The organism is Lentzea tibetensis (assembly GCF_007845675.1).
GTDB classification, from domain to species: Bacteria; Actinomycetota; Actinomycetes; order Mycobacteriales; family Pseudonocardiaceae; genus Lentzea; species Lentzea tibetensis.
Window position 1 is genome coordinate 93612 of sequence record NZ_VOBR01000023.1, and the last position, 18737, is coordinate 112348.

Here is an 18737-nt window from a genome sequence, read left to right on the forward strand (position 1 = left end):
CCACTGGTGGCACCAGCTTGGCGTCAATCTGAGCCAAAGTGAGCCAAGGTGGCTTGCTGGTGGTGCCACTGTGTGCCATAGTGGTGCCATGGACCTGACGCCGTATGTGGACTCCCTTGGCCGCGAGCTGTTGACGGCCGCGGAAGCCGGTGGTGCCGACGGCGCCGCGTTGATCGAGCGGTTGACCGTGGGCATGGAGTCGGCGATCCGGCTCGCCCTGCTCGAAGCGCTGTCGGCGGCCGCCGACGAGATCACCCGCGATCTGGCCCCCGGCTCGGTCCAGGTGCGCCTGCGGGGACGTGACCCGCAGTTCGTGGTGGCGGTTCCGCAGGTGGAGCAGCCGGTCGCGGACGCAGCCGACCGGGTCGCGGCGCCCGCCGCCGATGCCGGCTTCGAGGACGGTCCCGCGGTGCGGATCAACGTCCGTCTTCCCGAGCAGCTGAAGGCCGCCATCGAAGAGGCGGCAGGCGAGGAAGGCCGGTCGGTCAACGCCTGGCTGGTCCGGGCCGCCTCGGCCGCGCTGCGTGCGCCGGACCGGGAGCCCGAGGCCGACCGGCGCGGCACGTTCGGCGCCCAGCGCTTCACGGGGTGGGTGCGCTAGCTGGCGCGCCACCCGCACCTCATTTCACTTCGCCCCGCTGACCTGCGGGGATGTTCTTCCGACTCATTCTGAGGGGACAGCCATGCCTGTTTTCGACACTCCGGAACCGATTTCCGTCACGATCGACCTCTACGCCGGATACGTGCAGCTCATCGCGAGCGACCGCACCGACACCGTCGTCGAAGTGCGGCCTGCCAACGCGTCCGACGAGTCCGACGTGGAGGCGGCCGCGGCCACCCGCGTCGACTGCACCGACGGCGTGCTGACGGTGCGCGGGCCGAAGCGGACGTTCGACTTCTCCAAGAAGTCCAAGACCGTCGACGTCGTGGTCGAGCTGCCCGCAGGCTCCCAGGCGCACGTCGACGTGACGGCAGGAGGCATCCGAGGCACCGGGCTGCTGGGCGAGTGCCGGGTGAAGACCTCGATGGGGCGGATCCACCTCGACCGGACCGGTGCGCTGCGCGCCGACACGTCCGCCGGCGACATCACCGTCGGCGAAACCGGCGGCGACACCGAGATCCACACCGGCACCGGGCAGATCCGCCTCGGTGACATCGGTGGTGCCGCTGTCGTCAAGAACTCCAACGGCCACACCGAACTCGGCGCGGTCGCCGGTGACCTGAAGGTGCGCGCGGCCAACGGCAACATCACCGTCGCAAGGGCAGGCCGCAACGTGGAGGCCAAGAGCGCCAACGGACACATCGGCATCGGTGAGGTCGTGCGCGGCGAGGTCGGGCTGAACTCCTCGATGGGCACCCTGGAGATCGGCATCGCCGCGGGCACCGCCGCGTGGCTCGACGTCAAGACCGCGTTCGGCCGGGTGAACAACGAGCTGGACGCCAGCCAGGGGCCGGAGCAGGCCGACAACACCGTCAAGGTCACCGCGCACACCAGCACCGGTGACATCACCATCCGCCGCGCCTGACATCCCGAGGAGACCTGCCATGACAACGCAAGCGATCGCGGTGACCGGGCTGCGCAAGTCCTTCGGCGACCACGTCGTGCTCGACGGAATCGACCTGAACGTCCCGCGAGGAACCGTCTTCTCGTTGCTCGGTGCCAACGGTGCCGGCAAGACCACCACGGTCAAGATCCTGTCCACCCTGATCAAGGCCGGCGGCGGCAGCGCGTCGGTCGCCGGCCGTGACATCGACGCCGATCCCGACGGTGTTCGCGCGGCGATCGGCGTCACGGGCCAGTTCTCCGCGGTCGACAACCTGTTGACCGGTCAGGAGAACCTGAGGCTGATGGCCGATCTGCACCACCTCGGCCGGGCCGCGGGCAGGCGCAGGGCCGCCGAGCTGCTCGAACGGTTCGACCTGGTCGAAGCGGCCGGGAAACCGGCGTCGACGTACTCCGGCGGCATGCGGCGCAGGCTCGACCTCGCGATGACCCTCGTCGGCTCACCGCAGGTGATCTTCCTCGACGAGCCGACCACCGGGCTGGATCCGCGCAGCCGCCGCGCCATGTGGCAGATCGTGCGCGAGCTCGTCGCGGGCAGCGTCACCATCTTCCTGACCACGCAGTACCTGGAGGAGGCCGACGAGCTCGCCGACCGGATCGCGGTGCTGGACCACGGCAAGATCGTGGCCGAGGGCACCGCGGACGAGCTCAAGCGGCGCATCCCCGGCGGCCACGTCCTGTTGCGGTTCAACAACTCCCGCGATCTCGAGTCCGCCGTCCGCGCCGTGGGCCAGGCGACTCGCGACGGCGACGCACTCGAACTGCGCGTGCCGAACGACGGCAGCCTCTCCTCGCTCAAGGCCCTGCTGGACCGGCTCGACGAGAGCACGGTCGAGGTCGACTCCCTGAGCATGCACACCCCGGACCTCGACGACGTCTTCCTCGCCCTCACGGGCAACACCGAGAAGGTGACCACGCGATGAGCGCCATGACCCTGGCACTGACCGACTCCGCGACGATGCTTCGCCGCAACCTCAAGCGAATGCTGCGCTACCCGTCGATGACGGTGATGCTCATCGGAATGCCGATCATCTTCCTGCTGCTGTTCGTCTACGTCTTCGGCGGCACGCTCGGCGCCGGGATCGGCGGCCCGTCCGGCGGCCGCGCGGAGTACATCAACTACGTCACCCCCGCGATCATCCTGATGGCGATCACCTTCGCGGTCCAGGGCACCTCCATCTCGGTCGCCATGGACATGACCGAGGGCATCGTCGACCGGTTCCGCACCATGGCGATCGCCCGCGTGTCCGTCCTGACGGGACACGTGGTCGGCAGCGTCGTCCAGGCGATGCTCGCCACCACGACCGTTCTCGTGGTCGCGCTGCTCATCGGCTTCCGTCCGTCGGCGAGCCTCGGCGACTGGTTCGCTCTCGCCGGCGTGCTGGCGCTCATGTCCTTCGCCTTCGTGTGGCTGTCCGTCGCTCTCGGCCTGGCGAGCGGCAGCGTCGAGGCATCGAGCAACGTCGGCACGCCGCTGGTCCTGCTTCCTTTCCTCGGCAGTGGTTTCGTGCCCACCGACTCGATGCCCACCGTGCTGCGCTGGTTCGCCGAGTACCAGCCGTTCACCCCGTTCATCGAGACCATCCGCGGCCTGCTGATGGGCACGCCGATCGGCAACAACGCCGTCATCGCGCTCGGCTGGGGCGTGTTCATCACGCTGGTCGGCTACCTCTGGTCGAAGAAGCTGTTCAACCGCGAATCCGCCCGCTGAAGACTTGTGAGAAGAGGAAATCCGATGACTCAGACGGTCCCACAAGGACTCCCCATGGAGCGCGACGCGGGCCCGTTCGACCCGCCCAGCCGGATCACCGCGCTGCGCGAGGCCCGCCCGGTCAGTCCGCTGCTCTTCCCCGACGGTCACGAAGGCTGGCTCGTCACCGGCTACGACGCGGTCCGCCAGCTCATGGCGGACACCCGGTTCAGCTCCCGCCAGGACATCGGCATCATCCACGTGCCGTACGAGACCCCCGGCATGCCCGTGCAGACCGAACCGTCGCCGCAGACGCCGGGACTGTTCATCAGCATGGACCCGCCGGACCACACCCGACTGCGGCGCAAGCTCACCGGCGCCTTCACCGTCAAACGCATGAAGCAGCTCGAAGAACAGATCATCGAGGTCACCGAGCGCCAGCTGGACGAGCTGGCGCGCCTGACTCCGCCGGTCGACCTGGTCAAGGAGTTCGCGCTGCCGGTGCCCTCGCTGGTGATCTGCGAACTGCTCGGCGTCCCCTACGCGGACCGGGAGACCTTCCAGGTCCACTCCGCCAAGTTCATGGAGAGGGACGTGAACCTCGAGGACAAGATGGCGGCGTTCGGCGCGATGTTCGGGTACCTGGCCGAACTGGTCACGAGCAAACGTGCCGCCCCCGGCGAGGACATCCTGTCCGACCTGGCCCGCGATGACGATCTGACCATCGAGGAGCTGGCCGGCATCGGCTTCCTGCTGCTGCTCGCCGGCCACGAGACCACCGCCAACATGCTGGCACTGGGCACCTTCGCGCTGCTGGAGCACCCCGAGCAGCTGGCCGAACTGCGCGCGAACCCGGATCTGATGCCCGGTGCGGTCGAGGAGCTCATGCGCTACCTGTCCGTCGCCGACATCTTCCTCCGCTACGCCGCGGAGGACATCGAGCTCGGCGGCGAGACCATCCCCGAGGGATCGACCGTCATCATCTCGCTGCTGGCGGCCAACCGTGACCCGAAGCGCTTCGACGACCCCGACGCACTGGACATCCACCGCACGGCCCGCGGTCACACGTCGTTCGGGCACGGCATCCACCAGTGCCTCGGCCAGCAGCTGGCCCGCATCGAGATGCGCGCCGGTTTCGACGGGCTGCTGCGGCGCTTCCCGACCCTCGAGCTCGCCATTCCCGCAGGTGAGGTGAAGCTCAGGACCGACATGAACATCTACGGCGTCCACGAACTGCCGGTCACCTGGACGGACGCGGCCATTTAGGCCAGACTCCACTGCTGGCTGCCGCCTGTGTGTATCCCTGCAACGTCACACAAGGAGCACCATGCGTCTGACACGACGATTGGCCGTGATCGCCGGCACCGCTGTTCTGACCGCGGCCGGAGTCGTCCTGATCCAGCCGAGCGCCTACGCCGGTCCGGTGGGCAGTGGTTGGCAGGAACACCAACCCAAGTGGAACCTGCAGATCCAGAGCCGCGGCGAGATCACGAGCTACCCGAGCAGCACCACCAGCGCGTCCGGGCCTGGGGGCTCCTACCTGCGGTCCGGTGGGGTGCAGACCTTCAAGCTCTTCAACAACGGGTCCAACCGGGTCGAGGCTCGGATTCAGGACAACTACCGAACCGGCCAGCGGCAGTTCGAGGGCGAGCTCAAGGTCACCGCGGGGACCGACGACGAAAGCGCCATGCAGATCTTCGGCAACGACGGCAGTGGCGCCACCACGTTGATGATCAGGTCGTTCTCGAAGAACGGCGGCACCCTCCGCGGCGGGGGCAAGGACCTGATCAGCGGCATCAACGGCAAGTGGGTGCGCATCAACGTCACCCACAACGCGACCGCCAGCGGCGGCACGTACTCCATCTACATCAACGGGAAGCTCGTGCACACCAACAGCGGGCCCAAGGGCGACCACTACTTCAAGTACGGCGTGTACGGCACGTTGCAGAACTCGGGTGCCGAGCACCAGTGGCGCAACGTGCACTTCTACCGGAAGTAGCCTGCTCGCTCTCGAAACCGGAAACCCCTGTTCGCGTACTGCGCGAACAGGGGTTTCCCGTTGGTTGCGACTAGCGCCCGGACACGGTGCAGGAGGCGGTCGCGGTCCTGGCCGGGTTGCTCTCCGACGTGGCCGTGAGGGTCACCTTCGACACCATCGCGCCGCCGTCGCGCTTCGCGTGCACCGGCACGTCCACGCGGCCGCCGAATTTCGCCGTCGCGAGCACGTTGGGCACCGAGACGGACCAGCCGCTGCCCTCCGCCTTCGCGGACACGCGGTACACGTCACCGTCGATGTACTGGGTGACGTCCTCCGGGTGCTGTGCCGTCGGGGTGGCGGCACGGCCGGTGTTGAGCAACGGGAACCGGCACGTCGCCACGCCGTCCGAGCCGGTGTTGCCGGTGGTCGGCATGACACGCACACCCCGCTGTTGCGGGCCCGCGCCGTCCAGCGACCGGATGGCCACCGTGTACGACAGCACGCCCTGCTGGTCCCGTTTGACGTCCAGCACGTAGAAGTGCAGCCGGTTGGCCCGGTCGACGTACTCGTACTCGCTGCCCGAGTTCGTGCCCGCGTGGAACAGGGCGTCCGACAGCTGCCGGTAGTCGCCGACCGTGATGGGCACCTTGGTGCCGTCCGGCAGCACGTAGTCGGTCATGCCGATGTCCTGCGGGTTGGCGTCGGCCACCCACACGAACGGCGCGCTGTCCTGGTTCTTGGTCTTGGCCAGCAGCACACCCGCGTCCGGTGTGAACGAGTCCGACCCCATCCGGTCCACGACCTCGACCGTGTAGTTGTTGTACCCGCCGCCGTCGCAGAACGGGTTGGTCTGGACGTTGCAGGCGGGCGACTTGTCACCGGTGCCGAGTGCGATGTTGACGCCCGACAGGCCGTTCGGCCCCGCCTGGACGGCGCGGGCGGTGACCTTCGCGATGACCAGCCCGGAGCCTGGGAGCGCTTCCCTGGACAGGCGCAGCACGTTGCGCTCGTCGACGATGCCGAGCTTGATCTTGTTGCGGAGCATGTGCTGCGAGCCCATCGACGCGCCCGCGGTCGCCGGGATGACCCAGCGGGCGTGCGGGCCACCGGGACCGTTGAACGCGCCGCGCGACATCATGTCCCAGATGCCGTTGTAGTCGCGCCGCGGCGGGTTGCCGAACGGGTTGCCGTAGTTGTCGCCGATGCCGAGGATGTGGCTCAGCTCGTGCGCGTACACACCCGAGCCGGAGCTCTCCGCCTGCGTGGACGAGCCGCCACCCGCGTTGGGCCAGATGCTGGAGCCCGCCGCCCACGACGTCCAGTCGACGTAGCGGGTGCGCGACCAGTTCGGCAGGGCGGGGTCGGGCGGGCCGAACGCGTCGGTCACGTCCTCCTTGGTCCGGAACTTCATCATCCCGAACTCCTGCCACGTCCCGGACTCGTCCTGACCGGCGGACAGGTAGTAGACGAAGTCGTACCCCTTGGGCACCTCCGTGCCGACGTCGGTCACCCATGCGGCCCGGCCGTCGGTGCGGACGTCGCGGTTGCACCTGTCACCCGCGGGGCAGCCGGTGCCGCCCTGGAACTCCATGGCGTACTCGTGGTCCTTGCCCGGCATGGTGTAGGGACCGAACGCCTTCAGGTCGACGCCGTAGCGCCCGCCCGAGTCCTCCATCCAGTACTCGTGCACCGTGTGGCCGTGGTTGATGCCGTTCGGCTTGTTGAGGAAGTCCTGGTAGAACTGGGCGACCCGGTCGCGCGGGACGCCGTTGGCCTCCGCGCTGGGGTTGCCGAACACCGTCGAGTTCTTCGGTTGCGTCACGACGAACGGCTGGTTCGGGTAGTCCAGCAGGACCAGCGCGCCCTTGAAGTTGCGCACCGACCCCCTGGCCGACGGGTCGGCCCAGTTGGTGCCGGGGATCTTCTTGTAGTCCCGTTCCCACGTCATGTGGTCGGGGTTGACCCAGTTCTGCGGGTCGACGGGGCCGGGGAACCCGGCTTGCGCCGCCACGCGGGCGGAGTCGCGGGTCTGCTGCCACGGCTGCTGCTGCGGCCAGTGGTCGTACTGCCAGTGATGCGTTGGCTCGTCAGGGGGAGCGGCGATCGCGCTGGAGTTGCCGGCGGTGAGCGCGGCGACGGAGAACAGCGCGGTGATCAGCAGGACAGGGCGCCGATGCCCACGACGGACATGTGTGTGGTCCATGCCACCTCCGTGGTGTAGAACCACACGCTAGCCACCGTCATTCGTCCGGCACGGTCGCGCGGACCCGTTGCCAGTTAACGGAAATCTTGGTCGAGAGACGACAAGAGCCCGGCCGGTTGAATCAACCGGCCGGGCTCTCGCGTCGCCTTGCGCACCGCTGACGGATCAGCGGCTGACGCGAGGACTAGACGGGGACGACGTTCTCCGCCTGCGGGCCCTTCTGGCCCTGGGTGATCTCGAACGAGACCTTCTGGCTCTCCTGGAGCTCGCGGAAGCCCTGGGCGGCGATGTTCGAGTAGTGGACGAAGACGTCGGGGCCGCCGCCGTCCTGCTCGATGAAGCCGAAGCCCTTTTCAGCGTTGAACCACTTGACGGTTCCGGTGGCCATGGTGTGCTCCAAATGTGAGTCGGCACCCGCACGATGCGGGGTCCGGAGTGATCCGCCATGGCCGCGGAGACGCTGAACAGCAAAACGCCCGTGACACGTGATCACGGGCGACCGGGACTTCGGAACCATGACTGATGCTGACACGCTACACGGGCGGGCCAGCCGGCACCGGCCGCATGCGTCACACCGCCTCCCGCAGGAACCTCAGCACGAGGTCGAGCACCGGGCCGGGTGCGTCGAGCTGCACGAGGTGCCCGGCGCCGGGCACCAGGTGGAAGTCGGACCGCGGGAGGAGGGCGGCCAGCTCCGCGCCCTTGGCGGGCGGGATCCACTCGTCGTCCGCACCCCAGTGGACGCTGACCGGGATCTCGATCTCGCCGTACCGGTGCTGGACCTCGTCGGTGTACCGCTGGTCGGCCTGCGCGATCTGGCGGTAGAACGCCGGCTGCCCCTCCACGCCGGTCCACGGGGCCACCAGCTCGTCGAGCACGCCGGGGGCGAGTCCGGGACTGCTGGCGGAGAGCACGTACTCGCGCACCAACGCCGCGTGCAGGTTGCCCGGCAGCCGCTCGAAGACGGCGAAGTGCTCCTGCACCAGCCGGAAGAACGGCGAGCCCCACGGGGACAGGGCGACCGGGTCGAACAGCGCGAGCGCGGCGTACTCGGCGCCGTGCAGCAGGTGTGCGCGCAGCGCGACCGCGCCGCCGAAGTCGTGGGCCACCACGTGCGGCCTGCGCAGGCCCCACTCGGCCAGCAGATCGGTGAAGATCCGGCCCTGGGCGCGCAACGAGACGTCCTGCCCCGGCCGCATCTCGGAGCGGCCGTAGCCGAGCATGTCCCACACGAACACCTGGTGGTCGCCTGCCAGCTCCTCCGCGACAGCGCGCCACACGAATGAGCTGAACGGCGTGCCGTGCAGGAGCACCACCGGTCGTCCCGCACCGAGTCTCGCCCAGCGCACCACACCGTCCGGGGTGACGAACTCCTCGGGAAGGTTCCAGTCCACTGCCGCTCCTCGGTCTGAGTGACGTTCGTCAGCTGACGCCGGCCGCCAGCTGGACGCGGGCGCGCTGGACCCAGCGAGCCGCCTGCCAGAGCTGGCGTGCGTTGTTCATGGCGTCGAAGTACTCCTGCCCGTCGCCGTGCCGGTTGACCACTCGCTGAAGCGCGTCGAGCGCATCGACCACCACGAGGATCCCGGCCTGGTCGCCCGGCGCGATCACGCCGACGTCGCGTGGCTCCGGGAGCGGTTCGGGATCGGTGCGGAGCCACGGGTCGAAAGCGACCAGCCGGCAGGCGATGACGAGCTCGCACAGGGCCGCGTCGACGGTCGGCCGTGCCGTCAGCCGATCGACGGAGTCGCGCAGCGCCACCAGCTGGGTGAGCACCCGCAGCACCTCGCCGCTCAGCTGGTCGGTGTCGACGCGCCGCTGCAGCAGTTCTCCGGCTCTGGCCAGATCCTTCTCGTCGGTGACACCGTCAGCCCGCATGGGATCATGATGGCGCACGCGACAGGCCGGCCTGGTGGAAACCCGAGGTGCCCCCGTGACGATCGTGGTTCCCGGACCGGACGGCCGGCCGCTGGCAGTCGTGGTCCACGGGCACGAGGGCAACCGCTCCAGCCTCGTGCGGATGTCGGACGAGGCCGACGTGCGGCGGGTGCTGACCGCGGTGCGGCCGCGCGACTGCGACTTCGTCTGCTACGACGTGACCGACCCCGAGATCGCCCGGCCGGTGTTGCCGGAACTGCCTGCGAGCCGGCGGTTGCTGATCGGCGGGGTGGCCGGTCCGTCCCTGCTGACCGCTCTGCGCGCCTGCTGGCGCGACGAGCCGGGGGCGCCGGAGCTGGCGGCCTACCTCGCCGACTTCTTCCCGCCTGCGCAACCTGTGCCGGTGCTCGCCCCGCGCTGGGTGGAGCCGCTCCGGGAGATCGCTCTCGGCGACCCCGGCCAGCCGGTCGCACACGGGCTCTTCCCCAGCACGCCGACGAAGCTGGCCCGGCTGGCACTGGCCCGCACGGCCGTCTACCCGGCGGACCTGGTGCGGGACGCCGCCGCGGAGGCGTACGGGGCGCATCGCTCCAAGTACCAGCGGTCGTACTCCGGGCACGACGCGTTCGCCTGTGCGCTCGTGCATCCCGAGGTCGACGCCGGTCCGCTGGTCGAGCGGTACACCCGGTTCACCCGGCACCAGCACGGCTGGCGCACCCGGCACAAGATCCACGCGCTTGTCAGATGGGCAGCGGGTCGGCCGTCGCAATTAAACTGTTGACGACTACATAAGCCGTGGTCCCTCTCGTACGGTCGAAACCTGTCCACCACAGGAGACCGCATGCGAGTCCTCGACCAGGTCCAGGCGATCCCGACCGCTCCCGGACGTGTTCCGCTCCTCGGTCACGGCCTGGCCATGGCGCGGCGCAAGCACGAGTTCCTGCGTGGTCTGTCCGCTCACGGCAACCTCGTGCGCCTCTACCTCGGCCGCGAGGTCGCCTATTACGTGCACGGTCCTGAGCTGCTGCGCCAGATGCTGGTCACCGACTCCCGCAAGGTCGGCAAGGGCTGGGTGTACGACCGGCTCAGGAGTTTCGTCGGGCAGGGACTGGTGACCTCGGAGGGCCCGCTGCACACGTTGCAGCGCAGGCTCGTCCAGCCCGCGTTCCGCAGTGCGCGGATCTCGTCCTACATGGAGGTCATGGGCGAGCTGACGAACACGCTGGCGGACTCGTGGCAGCCGGGACAGCGGGTCGCCGTCGACGACGCCATGGCCGAGCTCAGCGGGACCGTGGTGGCGCGGTGCCTGTGCTCCTCGTCCTCCATGTCCCCGGAGAAGGCCCGCCGCCTCGCGTTCCTGAACACCGCGGTCCTCAAGGTGATGAGCGTCCGTTCCCTGATGCCGGAGGGCCTGTGGGAACGCCTGCCGCTGCCGAGCACCAAGCGCAGCAACGCGCACGTGGCGGAGTTCCACCGCATCATCGACGACCTGATCGCCCAGTACCGCGCCGACCGGTCGGACCACCACGACCTCATGTCCGCGTTGATGACCGCCCGCGACGAGGACACCGGCGAGGTCATGACCGACGAGCAGGTGCACAACGAGATCACGACCCTGTTCGTCGCGGGCATCGAGACGACCTCCGCCGCGTTGTCGGGCGCGCTGTACGAACTGGCCCGCAACCCGGACGTCGAACGCCGCGTCGTCGCTGAGGTCACGGAGGTGCTCGGGGACCGCACGCCCGCGCTCGAGGACATCTCCCGCCTCGACTACACGCGCCGGTTCCTGCGCGAGGTGCTGCGCCGCTACGGCATCTGGTTCCTGATGCGCCGGGCCAACGAGGACATCGCCTGGCAGGACTGGCGCATCCCGGCGGGCACCACCTTGCTGTTCAGCCCCCACGCGCTGCACCACGATCCGGCGCTGTACCCGGATCCGGAACGCATCGACCCGGACCGCTGGTTGCCGGAAACCCTGTCCAGGGGAGCGTTCCTGCCGTTCTCCACCGGCCCGCGCGGGTGCATCGGCGAGTCCTTCGCGTGGGCGGAGCTGACCGTCGTGCTGGCGAACCTCGTCCGCCGCTGGCACTTGCGGCTCGCGCCCGGAGCGAACGTCCAGCAGGTGGCGAGCAGCTCGGTGCACCCCGTGCCGTTGCCCATGATCGTGGAGGAACGTGTTCGCACCTAACGGATGCGTCTGACGAAACGTCGTTCGAGTCGTCCTGAGGACTGTTGCACCTCTTCGGTGCCGACCCAGCCCGACCTCGCGTAGACCCGGATGGCGCGCTCGTTGTCGTTGATCACCCACAGCTCGAGCGTCTCGCGGCCGATCTCCCGCGCGTGGTCCTCCGCACTGAGGAGCAGGTGGCTCCCCACGCCGCTGCCCCACGCGTCGGGGTCGACAGCGAGGTAGAGAGCTCCAGCGTCCGCGGGCGGGGCGCGACGAGCGCGAAGCCGACGGGGCGGCCGTCCAGCCGGGCGAGGAACAGCTCCGCTCCGTCGATGGCGAGGCGCCGCAGGATGCCCGGCGTGGTCTCCTCGACCGAGGCCGGCGCTGGATCCTCGTCGCGGCACGCCTTCGCGCGAGCCCAGATCGCCGCGGCCGCCTTCACCTCGTCCGCTCCGCTGGCCGTTGTCACCTGCGCTGAGCTGTTCACCAGGTCATTCTCTCAAAAAGATCAGCTCGTTGTGCCGCGGCGATACCTAGCAGTACTATGCATCGTACTTCTAGGGTGCTGGATGGAGTGATGCCTCGTGAAGGTCGCCAAGGATCTGGTGGCCGCCTCGGCGACACCGATGGTGCTCGGCATCCTGGCCGAGGAGGAGAGCTACGGCTACGCCATCCTCCGGCGCATCAACGAGATGTCGGGTGGCGAGTTGGACTGGACCGAAGGGCTGCTGTACCCGTTGCTGCACCGGCTGGAGCGACTCGGCCACGTCGAGTCGAGCTGGCAGTCGGTCGCGGGCGAGCGGCGGCGCAAGTACTACCGCATCACCGACCAAGGTCTGGCTGAGCTGGCCGAGCAGCGCCGCCAGTGGGACACGGTCGTGGACGCGCTCAAGGAGATCTGGCTCGGCCTCGGCGAACGCAGGCCGATGATGGCGCTTCCACTGGAGGGCAGGGCATGACGGCGCAGGAGGATCTGGAAGAGCAGTTCGCGCAGTGGCGCCAGTACGTGCAGCGGCGCCGGGAACTGGTGCCGGCCGACGCCGATGAGCTCGAAGACCACCTCCGCGGGTCCGTCGACGAGCTCGTCGCGGTCGGTCTGCGGCCGGACGAGGCGTTCCTGGTGGCCGTCAAGCGGATGGGCAGCCTCGACGAGCTGTCCCGCGAGTTCGCCCAGGAACATTCGGAACGGCTGTGGAAGCAGCTGGTGCTGACCGGTGGCACCGACACCCCGGCTGCGGACACGGGGTCGCGGCGGGACCTGTGGGCGATGGTCATCTGCGCGGCTGGTGCGGCGGTGTCGATCAAGCTGCCGGAGCTGTTCGGGATGAGCCTGGAGCGCGACGGTGCGTTCTACGGGCCGAACATCAGCCTGTTCGCGTTCCCCTGGCTGGCGGCCTTCCTGGCCTGGCGGCGTCAGCCCCAGCCCCGGCTGATCGCGATACTGGTGGGGCTGTTCGTACTCGGTGCCGTGGCGGCCAACGTCTACCCGCTGGCCGAGACGTCGCAATCGGTGGTGATCACCGCCATCCACCTGACCATCGCGCTGTGGATGGTGGTCGGTCTGTCCTATGTGGCCGATGAATGGCGCTCGTCCCGGCGGCGCATGGACTTCATCCGCTTCACCGGCGAGTGCTTCATCTACTTCGTGCTCATCGCACTCGGCGGCGGTGTGCTCATCGCGTTCACGTTCGGCACCTTCAACGCCATCGGGATCAACCCGGAGGTGTTCGCCACGCAGTGGCTCATGCCCTGCGGTGGCGTGGCGGCGATCGTCGTGGCCGGATGGCTCGTCGAGGCGAAGCAGAGCGTGGTCGAGAACATCGCCCCGGTGCTCACCCGGCTGTTCACCCCGCTCTTCACGGCGGTCCTGCTGGGCTTCCTCATCGCGTTCGGCCTGACCAGCGGCGCCATCGACGTCGAGCGCGAGGCGCTGATCCTGTTCGACCTCCTGCTGGTCGTGGTGCTGGGGTTGCTGCTCTACTCGCTCTCGGCCCGCGATCCGCTGGCCCCGCCCCGCCTGTTCGACAAGCTGCAGCTCGCACTCGTGGTCAGCGCGCTGGCCATCGACGTGCTGGTGCTGCTGCAGATCACCGGGCGCATCAGCGAGTACGGCACCACGCCCAACAAGGCCGCCGCGCTCGGCGAGAACGTCATCCTGTTGGCCAACCTCGCCTGGTCGGCGTGGCTGCTGTTCAGGTTCGTCCGCCGGACCACGCCGTTCGTGACGCTCGAGCGGTGGCAGACCGGCTACCTGCCCGTGTACGCCGCGTGGGCCTGGATCGTGGTCCTCGTCTTTCCCCCGTTGTTCAGCTACTTCTGACGAGTCCCTTTGCGCGACATGCGAATCGCCCACCGGCCTGAAGAGGCTCGGTGGGCGATTTCAATTCTGTTCCACTGTGGACAGTGGCGTGGCTGGGGGCCTAGTGCGTGACTCGCCGGCCCGCCAGGTTGATCACCGCGGAGAGGGCGCGCCACAGGCCGGCCCAGATGCGCCAGGACACGTGTGACACGTCCCGGCGCGGGCGTGGCTGCGGTTCGCGAACCACGGCGGTGGTCTTCTTGACGTTCTTCGTCATGCTGTCGTACCTCCGTGCGGGGCTCGTGGGCTCGGGCGTGGCCGAGCGTCCGACGCGAACCCTCCTGGGCGAGGTTGCGGTGCCACTTTCGCACGTGGCGAACCGAAGTGCGAGCACCGCAGGTCAGCTCCGGTCTAGTCCATTCGCCCGCCACCGCGGCTCGAACGTCAGCTGCAACGACCTCACCGCGCGCATCAGGAGCGTCATCGGTTCCTGATCCGCGGCCGCGGGTGCATGATCGGAGGCGTGACCGGGCCGTTCCACGTCGTGCTGCGCGAGGCGATCCAGCAGCGAGGCCTGCCGCTCGACCGGTTGCGCTCTCGGTTGGCGCAGCGGGGAATCCGGGTGGGCCTCGCGACGCTGAGCGACTGGCAGCACGGCAACAGCAGGCCGCAGCGCCCCAACTCGATGCGCGCGGTCGACGCGCTCGAGGAGATACTCGGACTGCCGCACGGGACGTTGACCGGCCTGCTCGCGCCGGGCGGCATCCCGCGGCACGGTGTCGACGAGCACAGCGGACCGCTCGGTGAGCTGCTCGGCTCGTTGCCGCGCGGCCACGCGTGGGACCTGGAGACGATCACCACCGAGACCACCTACGCCATCGGGCCGGACCGGCGCAGGTCGGGGATGAGCATCCGCAAGCTGGTGCGGGCTCGTCGCGACGGCGTCGACCGTGCGCGGGTGTGCTACTTCGGTGCGTCCGAAGGTGTGATCGGCGACGCGGACGTGCGGCCGGTGCGCAACTGCGGTCTCGGCGAGGTGCGCAGGCACGCCGGTGGCAACGTGCTCGTCGCCGAGGTGCTGTTCGGCCAGTCGCTGCGCACGGGGGAGACGTGGCTGTTCGAGTACGCGGTGGACCAGAGCGAGACGACCACGGACGTCGCGCACGCCATCCGCCAGCCGGAGGGCAACTGGGTGCTGGAGGTGCGGTTCCACCCGGACGCACTGCCCGCCGTCGTGCACGGCTACTACCGGGCCGACCTGTACGGCGACCGGCAACGGGTCAGCGAGCTGCCGCTCACCAACCACCACTCCGTGCTGCTGACGTCCGCGGGGATGTCCGCCGGGGTGGTCGGGATCAACTGGCGGTGGCTGTGAGCATCGGCACGTACAGCCCCGCCGGACAGCGCACGTAGAATCGTTTCAGTTGCTAACCATTCGGGTCCTGGTCACTGCCGACGCTGGACGTGTGATCAGGGGTACCTCCATGACGACTTTCGCCGCGCCCGTCGCGACCGCCCGGTCCAGCACACCGGCCATGCTCGCGCTGGGACTGGGCGGGTTCGCGATCGGCACGACCGAGTTCGCGACCATGGGCCTGCTCCCGCAGATCGCGACCACGTTCGGCATCTCCATCCCGGCCGCGGGCCACGCGATCAGCCTCTACGCGCTCGGTGTCGTCGTCGGTGCGCCGCTGATCGCGGGCCTCGCCGCGAAGCTGCCGCGCAAGGGCCTGCTGATCGGCCTGACCATCGCGCTGGCGCTGGGCAACGGACTGTCCGCGATCGCGCCGAACCCGACGTTGCTGGTGATCGCCCGGTTCCTCGCGGGACTGCCGCACGGCGCGTACTTCGGCATCGCCGCCGTGGTCGCCACGACCCTGGTGCCACCGGAGCGGCGCGGCACCGCCGTCGCCCGGATCATGGTCGGGCTGACCGTCGCGAACCTGGTCGGTGTGCCGGTGGTGACGGCCGCCGGGCAGCAGATCGGGTGGCGCGTCGCCTACCTCGCGGTCGCCTTCATCGCACTCGTCACGACGCTCGCGCTGGCCAGGTGGCTGCCGCACGCGCCTGCCCCGCTGGACGCGAGCGTCGCCGCCGAGCTGCGTGCGTTCCGCCGCCCGCAGGTGTGGTTCGCCCTGTTCACCGGCATGATCGGCTTCGGTGGCATGTTCGCCGTCTACTCCTATGTCTCGCCGATCACGACCGAGGTCGCCGGGCTGCCCAGCTCGGCCGTGCCGTGGATGCTCGCCGTGTTCGGCCTGGGCATGACGATCGGCGCGATGGTCGGTGGCCGTTTCGTCGACCGGTCCGTGATGGGCACCGTGTTCGGGATGCTGATCGCGGTCACCGCCGTGCTGACGCTGCTCGGACTGACCGGTACCTCGGCCGTGGCGGCGTTCGCGCTGCTGTTCCTGCTGGGGTTCGTGGCGCAGATCCTCGCCTCCGCCCTGCAGGTGCGGCTGATGGACGCCTCACCGGACGCGCCTTCGCTGGCCTCGTCGTCGAACCACTCGGCGCTCAACGTCGCCAACGGCGCGGGTGCGTGGCTCGGCGGTCTGGCCATCGCCGCCGGGTGGGGTTACCTGTCCACCGCGTGGGTCGGCGTGGTGCTCAGCCTGGCCGGGCTCGCGATCGCCGTGGTGTCCGTGGTCGTCGGGCGCCGTCGCTGACGGACGAACGCGAACATCCCCGGCACCGTCACCGGTGCCGGGGATGTTGGTCTGGCTCAGCGCATCACGCGATGTCGAACCGGTCCAGGTTCATGACCTTGTCCCACGCGGCGATGAAGTCCAGCACGAACTTCTCCTTCGAGTCGTCGCTCGCGTAGACCTCGGCGACGGCGCGCAGCTCGGAGTTCGAGCCGAACAGCAGGTCGACGCGGCTACCGGTCCACTTGACCTCGCCGGTGGCGCGGTCGAGTGCCTCGAAGGTCTCGTCGGACGTCGACTTCCACTCCGTGCCCATGTCGAGCAGGTTGGCGAAGAAGTCGTTGGTCAGCGTCTCCGGCGCCGAGGTGAGGACGCCCACCGCGGACTGCTGGTAGTTCGCACCCAGCACGCGCAGACCACCCACGAGGACGGTCATCTCGGGCGCGCTCAGGGTCAGCAGGTTCGCGCGGTCGACCAGCAGGAACTCCGACGGCAGCCGGTGGCCCTTGCCGCGGTAGTTGCGGAACCCGTCGATGGTCGGCTCGAGCGCCGCGAAGGACTCCGCGTCGGTCTGCTCCTGCGTCGCGTCCGTGCGGCCCGGCGTGAACGGGACCTGGACGTCGTGGCCGGCGTTCTTGGCCGCCTGCTCAACGGCGGCGCAGCCGCCGAGCACGATCAGGTCGGCGAGCGAGATCTTCTTGCCGCCCGCGTTGAACGACTCCTGGATGCCCTCCAGGGTGCGCAGCACCTGCGCCAGCTCGTCCGGGTTGTTGACCTCCCAGCCGCGCTGCGGCTCGAGGCGGATGCGGGCACCGTTCGCGCCGCCGCGCTTGTCGCTGCCGCGGAACGTCGAGGCCGACGCCCACGCGGTGGAGACGAGCTGGGAGACCGACAGGCCGGAGCCGAGGAGCTGGCTCTTGAGCGCCGCGATGTCGTCCGCGTTGACCAGCTCGTGGTCGACGGCGGGGACGCGGTCCTGCCAGAGCAGCTCCTCCTGCGGCACCTGCGGGCCGAGGTAGCGCTGGATCGGGCCCATGTCGCGGTGCGTCAGCTTGAACCACGCCCTGGCGAACGCGTCGGCGAACGCCTCGGGGTTCTCCAGGAAACGGCGCGAGATCGGCTCGTAGATCGGGTCGAACCGCAGCGCGAGGTCCGTCGTCAGCATCATCGGGCGGCGGTTGAGCGTGCCGTCCTCGGGGTCCGGCACCGTGTTGGCCGCCGCGTCGTTCTTCGGCTTCCACTGCTGCGCGCCCGCGGGGCTCCTGGTGAGCTCCCACTCGTGGGCGAACAGGTTCTCGAAGAACTTGTTGCCCCACTGGGTCGGCGTGGAGGTCCAGGTGACCTCGAGGCCACTGGTGATCGCGTCACGGCCCTTGCCGGAGCCGAAGCTGTTCGCCCAGCCGAAGCCCTGCTCCTCGAGCGGAGCGCCTTCGGGCTCGGCGCTGACGTACTTGTCCGGGTCGGCCGCACCGTGCGTCTTGCCGAACGTGTGGCCGCCGGCGATCAGCGCGACGGTCTCCTCGTCGTTCATGGCCATGCGGCCGAACGTGTCGCGGATGTCGCGCGCCGCGGCGAGCGGGTCCGGGTTGCCGTTGGGGCCCTCGGGGTTGACGTAGATGAGTCCCATCTGGACAGCGGCCAGCGGGTTCTCGAGGTCCCGGTCACCGCTGTAGCGCTCGTCGCCCAGCCAGGTGCGCTCCGGGCCCCAGTAGACGTCCTCGTCCGGCTCCCACACGTCCGCGCGGCCACCGGCGAAGCCGAAGGTCTTGAAGCCCATGGTCTCCAGCGCGCGGTTGCCCGCGAAGATCATCAGGTCGGCCCACGAGATCTTGCGGCCGTACTTCTTCTTCACCGGCCAGAGCAGGCGGCGCGCCTTGTCCAGGTTTCCGTTGTCCGGCCAGCTGTTGAGCGGCGCGAAGCGCTGCATGCCCGCACCGGCACCACCGCGGCCGTCGTGGGTGCGGTACGTGCCCGCGCTGTGCCACGCCATCCGGATCATGAACGGCCCGTAGTGGCCGAAGTCGGCCGGCCACCACTCCTGCGAAGTCGTCATCACCTCGTCGACGTCCCTGGCCAGGGCGTCGAGGTCGAGTGAGTTGAACTCCGCGGCGTAGTCGAAGTCCCCACCCATGGGGTTGGCCACGGCGGGGTGCTTCCGGAGGATCTTCAGGTTGAGCTGGTTCGGCCACCAGTCGCGGTTGCTGCCACCCTCGGTCGGGTGGTTGAAGCGCCCCGCGGAGACCGGGCACCCACCGGCGCCTTCCTCGTTCATCTCTCCAACGACGGCGTTAGGACTGTCGGACACGG

20 protein-coding genes are annotated in these 18737 nt (G+C 69.2%); 12 read left to right on the top strand and 8 right to left on the bottom strand.

What is annotated here, in order from left to right; translation table 11 throughout:
• Positions 1–88 precede the first annotated feature (88 nt).
• The 6 genes from FKR81_RS30430 (at position 89) to FKR81_RS30455 (ending at position 5253) form a co-directional block, all read left to right on the top strand.
• The gene (locus FKR81_RS30430) at positions 89–601 is read left to right on the top strand and encodes an Arc family DNA-binding protein (RefSeq protein WP_146357080.1); all 513 of its coding nucleotides are present in this window, start codon (positions 89–91) and stop codon (positions 599–601) included.
• Positions 602–683: 82 nt separating this feature from the next.
• A complete protein-coding gene (locus tag FKR81_RS30435) occupies positions 684–1526 on the top strand; it encodes a DUF4097 family beta strand repeat-containing protein (RefSeq protein WP_146357082.1) in 843 nt (280 codons plus the stop codon).
• A gap of 19 nt (positions 1527–1545) precedes the next feature.
• Positions 1546–2487, top strand: a complete 942-nt coding sequence (locus tag FKR81_RS30440; protein ID WP_146357084.1) for an ATP-binding cassette domain-containing protein — start codon at positions 1546–1548, stop codon at positions 2485–2487.
• The gene (locus tag FKR81_RS30445) at positions 2484–3275 is read left to right on the top strand and encodes an ABC transporter permease (RefSeq protein ID WP_146357086.1); all 792 of its coding nucleotides are present in this window, start codon (positions 2484–2486) and stop codon (positions 3273–3275) included. The genes FKR81_RS30440 and FKR81_RS30445 overlap by 4 nt, the downstream gene beginning before the upstream one ends.
• Positions 3276–3299: 24 nt before the next feature.
• Positions 3300–4520, top strand: coding sequence for a cytochrome P450 (locus tag FKR81_RS30450; protein ID WP_146357088.1), 1221 nt, complete (start codon positions 3300–3302; stop codon positions 4518–4520).
• 61 nt (positions 4521–4581) lie between these two features.
• Positions 4582–5253, top strand: a complete 672-nt coding sequence (locus tag FKR81_RS30455; RefSeq protein ID WP_146357090.1) for a polysaccharide lyase family 7 protein — start codon at positions 4582–4584, stop codon at positions 5251–5253.
• A 70-nt stretch (positions 5254–5323) separates the two neighbouring features.
• Here the strand turns inward: FKR81_RS30455 and FKR81_RS30460 are convergent, their stop codons facing one another.
• From FKR81_RS30460 to FKR81_RS30475, 4 genes are all read right to left on the bottom strand, one after another.
• Positions 5324–7435: a M6 family metalloprotease domain-containing protein gene (locus FKR81_RS30460; RefSeq protein ID WP_146357092.1), complete on the bottom strand. Its 2112-nt coding sequence runs from the start codon at positions 7433–7435 to the stop codon at positions 5324–5326.
• A 184-nt stretch (positions 7436–7619) separates the two neighbouring features.
• Positions 7620–7823 (bottom strand): cold-shock protein, encoded by a 204-nt coding sequence (locus FKR81_RS30465; RefSeq protein ID WP_146357094.1) that lies wholly within the window; start codon positions 7821–7823, stop codon positions 7620–7622.
• Positions 7824–8004: 181 nt separating this feature from the next.
• A complete protein-coding gene (locus FKR81_RS30470; RefSeq protein ID WP_146357096.1) occupies positions 8005–8829 on the bottom strand; it encodes an alpha/beta fold hydrolase in 825 nt (274 codons plus the stop codon).
• 28 nt (positions 8830–8857) lie between these two features.
• On the bottom strand, positions 8858–9313 hold the full coding sequence (locus tag FKR81_RS30475) for a hypothetical protein (protein ID WP_146357098.1): 456 nt from the start codon (positions 9311–9313) through the stop codon (positions 8858–8860).
• Between the two features lie 55 nt (positions 9314–9368).
• On the opposite strand from FKR81_RS30475, the gene FKR81_RS30480 reads away from it, so the two are divergent.
• Together FKR81_RS30480 and FKR81_RS30485 are read left to right on the top strand one after the other, a co-directional pair.
• Entirely contained in the window at positions 9369–10094 is a 726-nt protein-coding gene (locus tag FKR81_RS30480) for a hypothetical protein (protein ID WP_146357100.1), read from the top strand.
• Between the two features lie 60 nt (positions 10095–10154).
• Complete coding sequence (locus FKR81_RS30485; RefSeq protein WP_146357102.1) at positions 10155–11501, top strand: cytochrome P450; 1347 nt, start codon at positions 10155–10157, stop codon at positions 11499–11501.
• On the opposite strand, the gene FKR81_RS46065 is transcribed toward FKR81_RS30485, so the two are convergent.
• Together FKR81_RS46065 and FKR81_RS30495 are read right to left on the bottom strand one after the other, a co-directional pair.
• Entirely contained in the window at positions 11498–11689 is a 192-nt protein-coding gene (locus tag FKR81_RS46065; RefSeq protein ID WP_146357104.1) for a GNAT family N-acetyltransferase, read from the bottom strand. The two genes, FKR81_RS30485 and FKR81_RS46065, sit on opposite strands and share 4 nt — an antisense overlap.
• Positions 11614–11970 carry a GNAT family N-acetyltransferase gene (locus FKR81_RS30495; protein ID WP_186763262.1) on the bottom strand — a complete coding sequence of 119 codons (357 nt, stop codon included), beginning with the start codon at positions 11968–11970 and terminating at the stop codon, positions 11614–11616. Before FKR81_RS30495 ends, FKR81_RS46065 begins: the two co-directional genes overlap by 76 nt.
• A 97-nt stretch (positions 11971–12067) precedes the next feature.
• Between FKR81_RS30495 and FKR81_RS30500 the strand changes: the two genes are divergently transcribed.
• Both FKR81_RS30500 and FKR81_RS30505 read left to right on the top strand, forming a co-directional pair.
• Complete coding sequence (locus FKR81_RS30500) at positions 12068–12442, top strand: PadR family transcriptional regulator (RefSeq protein ID WP_146357106.1); 375 nt, start codon at positions 12068–12070, stop codon at positions 12440–12442.
• Positions 12439–13803, top strand: a complete 1365-nt coding sequence (locus FKR81_RS30505; protein WP_146357108.1) for a permease prefix domain 1-containing protein — start codon at positions 12439–12441, stop codon at positions 13801–13803. Before FKR81_RS30500 ends, FKR81_RS30505 begins: the two co-directional genes overlap by 4 nt.
• 100 nt (positions 13804–13903) lie before the next feature.
• Here FKR81_RS30505 and FKR81_RS43830 read toward each other — a convergent pair whose 3' ends face one another.
• Positions 13904–14059: a hypothetical protein gene (locus FKR81_RS43830; RefSeq protein WP_186763254.1), complete on the bottom strand. Its 156-nt coding sequence runs from the start codon at positions 14057–14059 to the stop codon at positions 13904–13906.
• 246 nt (positions 14060–14305) lie between these two features.
• Between FKR81_RS43830 and FKR81_RS30510 the strand changes: the two genes are divergently transcribed.
• Together FKR81_RS30510 and FKR81_RS30515 are read left to right on the top strand one after the other, a co-directional pair.
• Complete coding sequence (locus tag FKR81_RS30510; RefSeq protein ID WP_146357110.1) at positions 14306–15157, top strand: hypothetical protein; 852 nt, start codon at positions 14306–14308, stop codon at positions 15155–15157.
• A 109-nt stretch (positions 15158–15266) separates the two neighbouring features.
• The gene (locus FKR81_RS30515) at positions 15267–16451 is read left to right on the top strand and encodes an MFS transporter (RefSeq protein WP_146357112.1); all 1185 of its coding nucleotides are present in this window, start codon (positions 15267–15269) and stop codon (positions 16449–16451) included.
• A 64-nt stretch (positions 16452–16515) separates the two neighbouring features.
• Here FKR81_RS30515 and katG read toward each other — a convergent pair whose 3' ends face one another.
• The gene (gene katG, locus FKR81_RS30520; protein WP_146357114.1) at positions 16516–18735 is read right to left on the bottom strand and encodes a catalase/peroxidase HPI; all 2220 of its coding nucleotides are present in this window, start codon (positions 18733–18735) and stop codon (positions 16516–16518) included.
• Positions 18736–18737 lie beyond the last annotated feature (2 nt).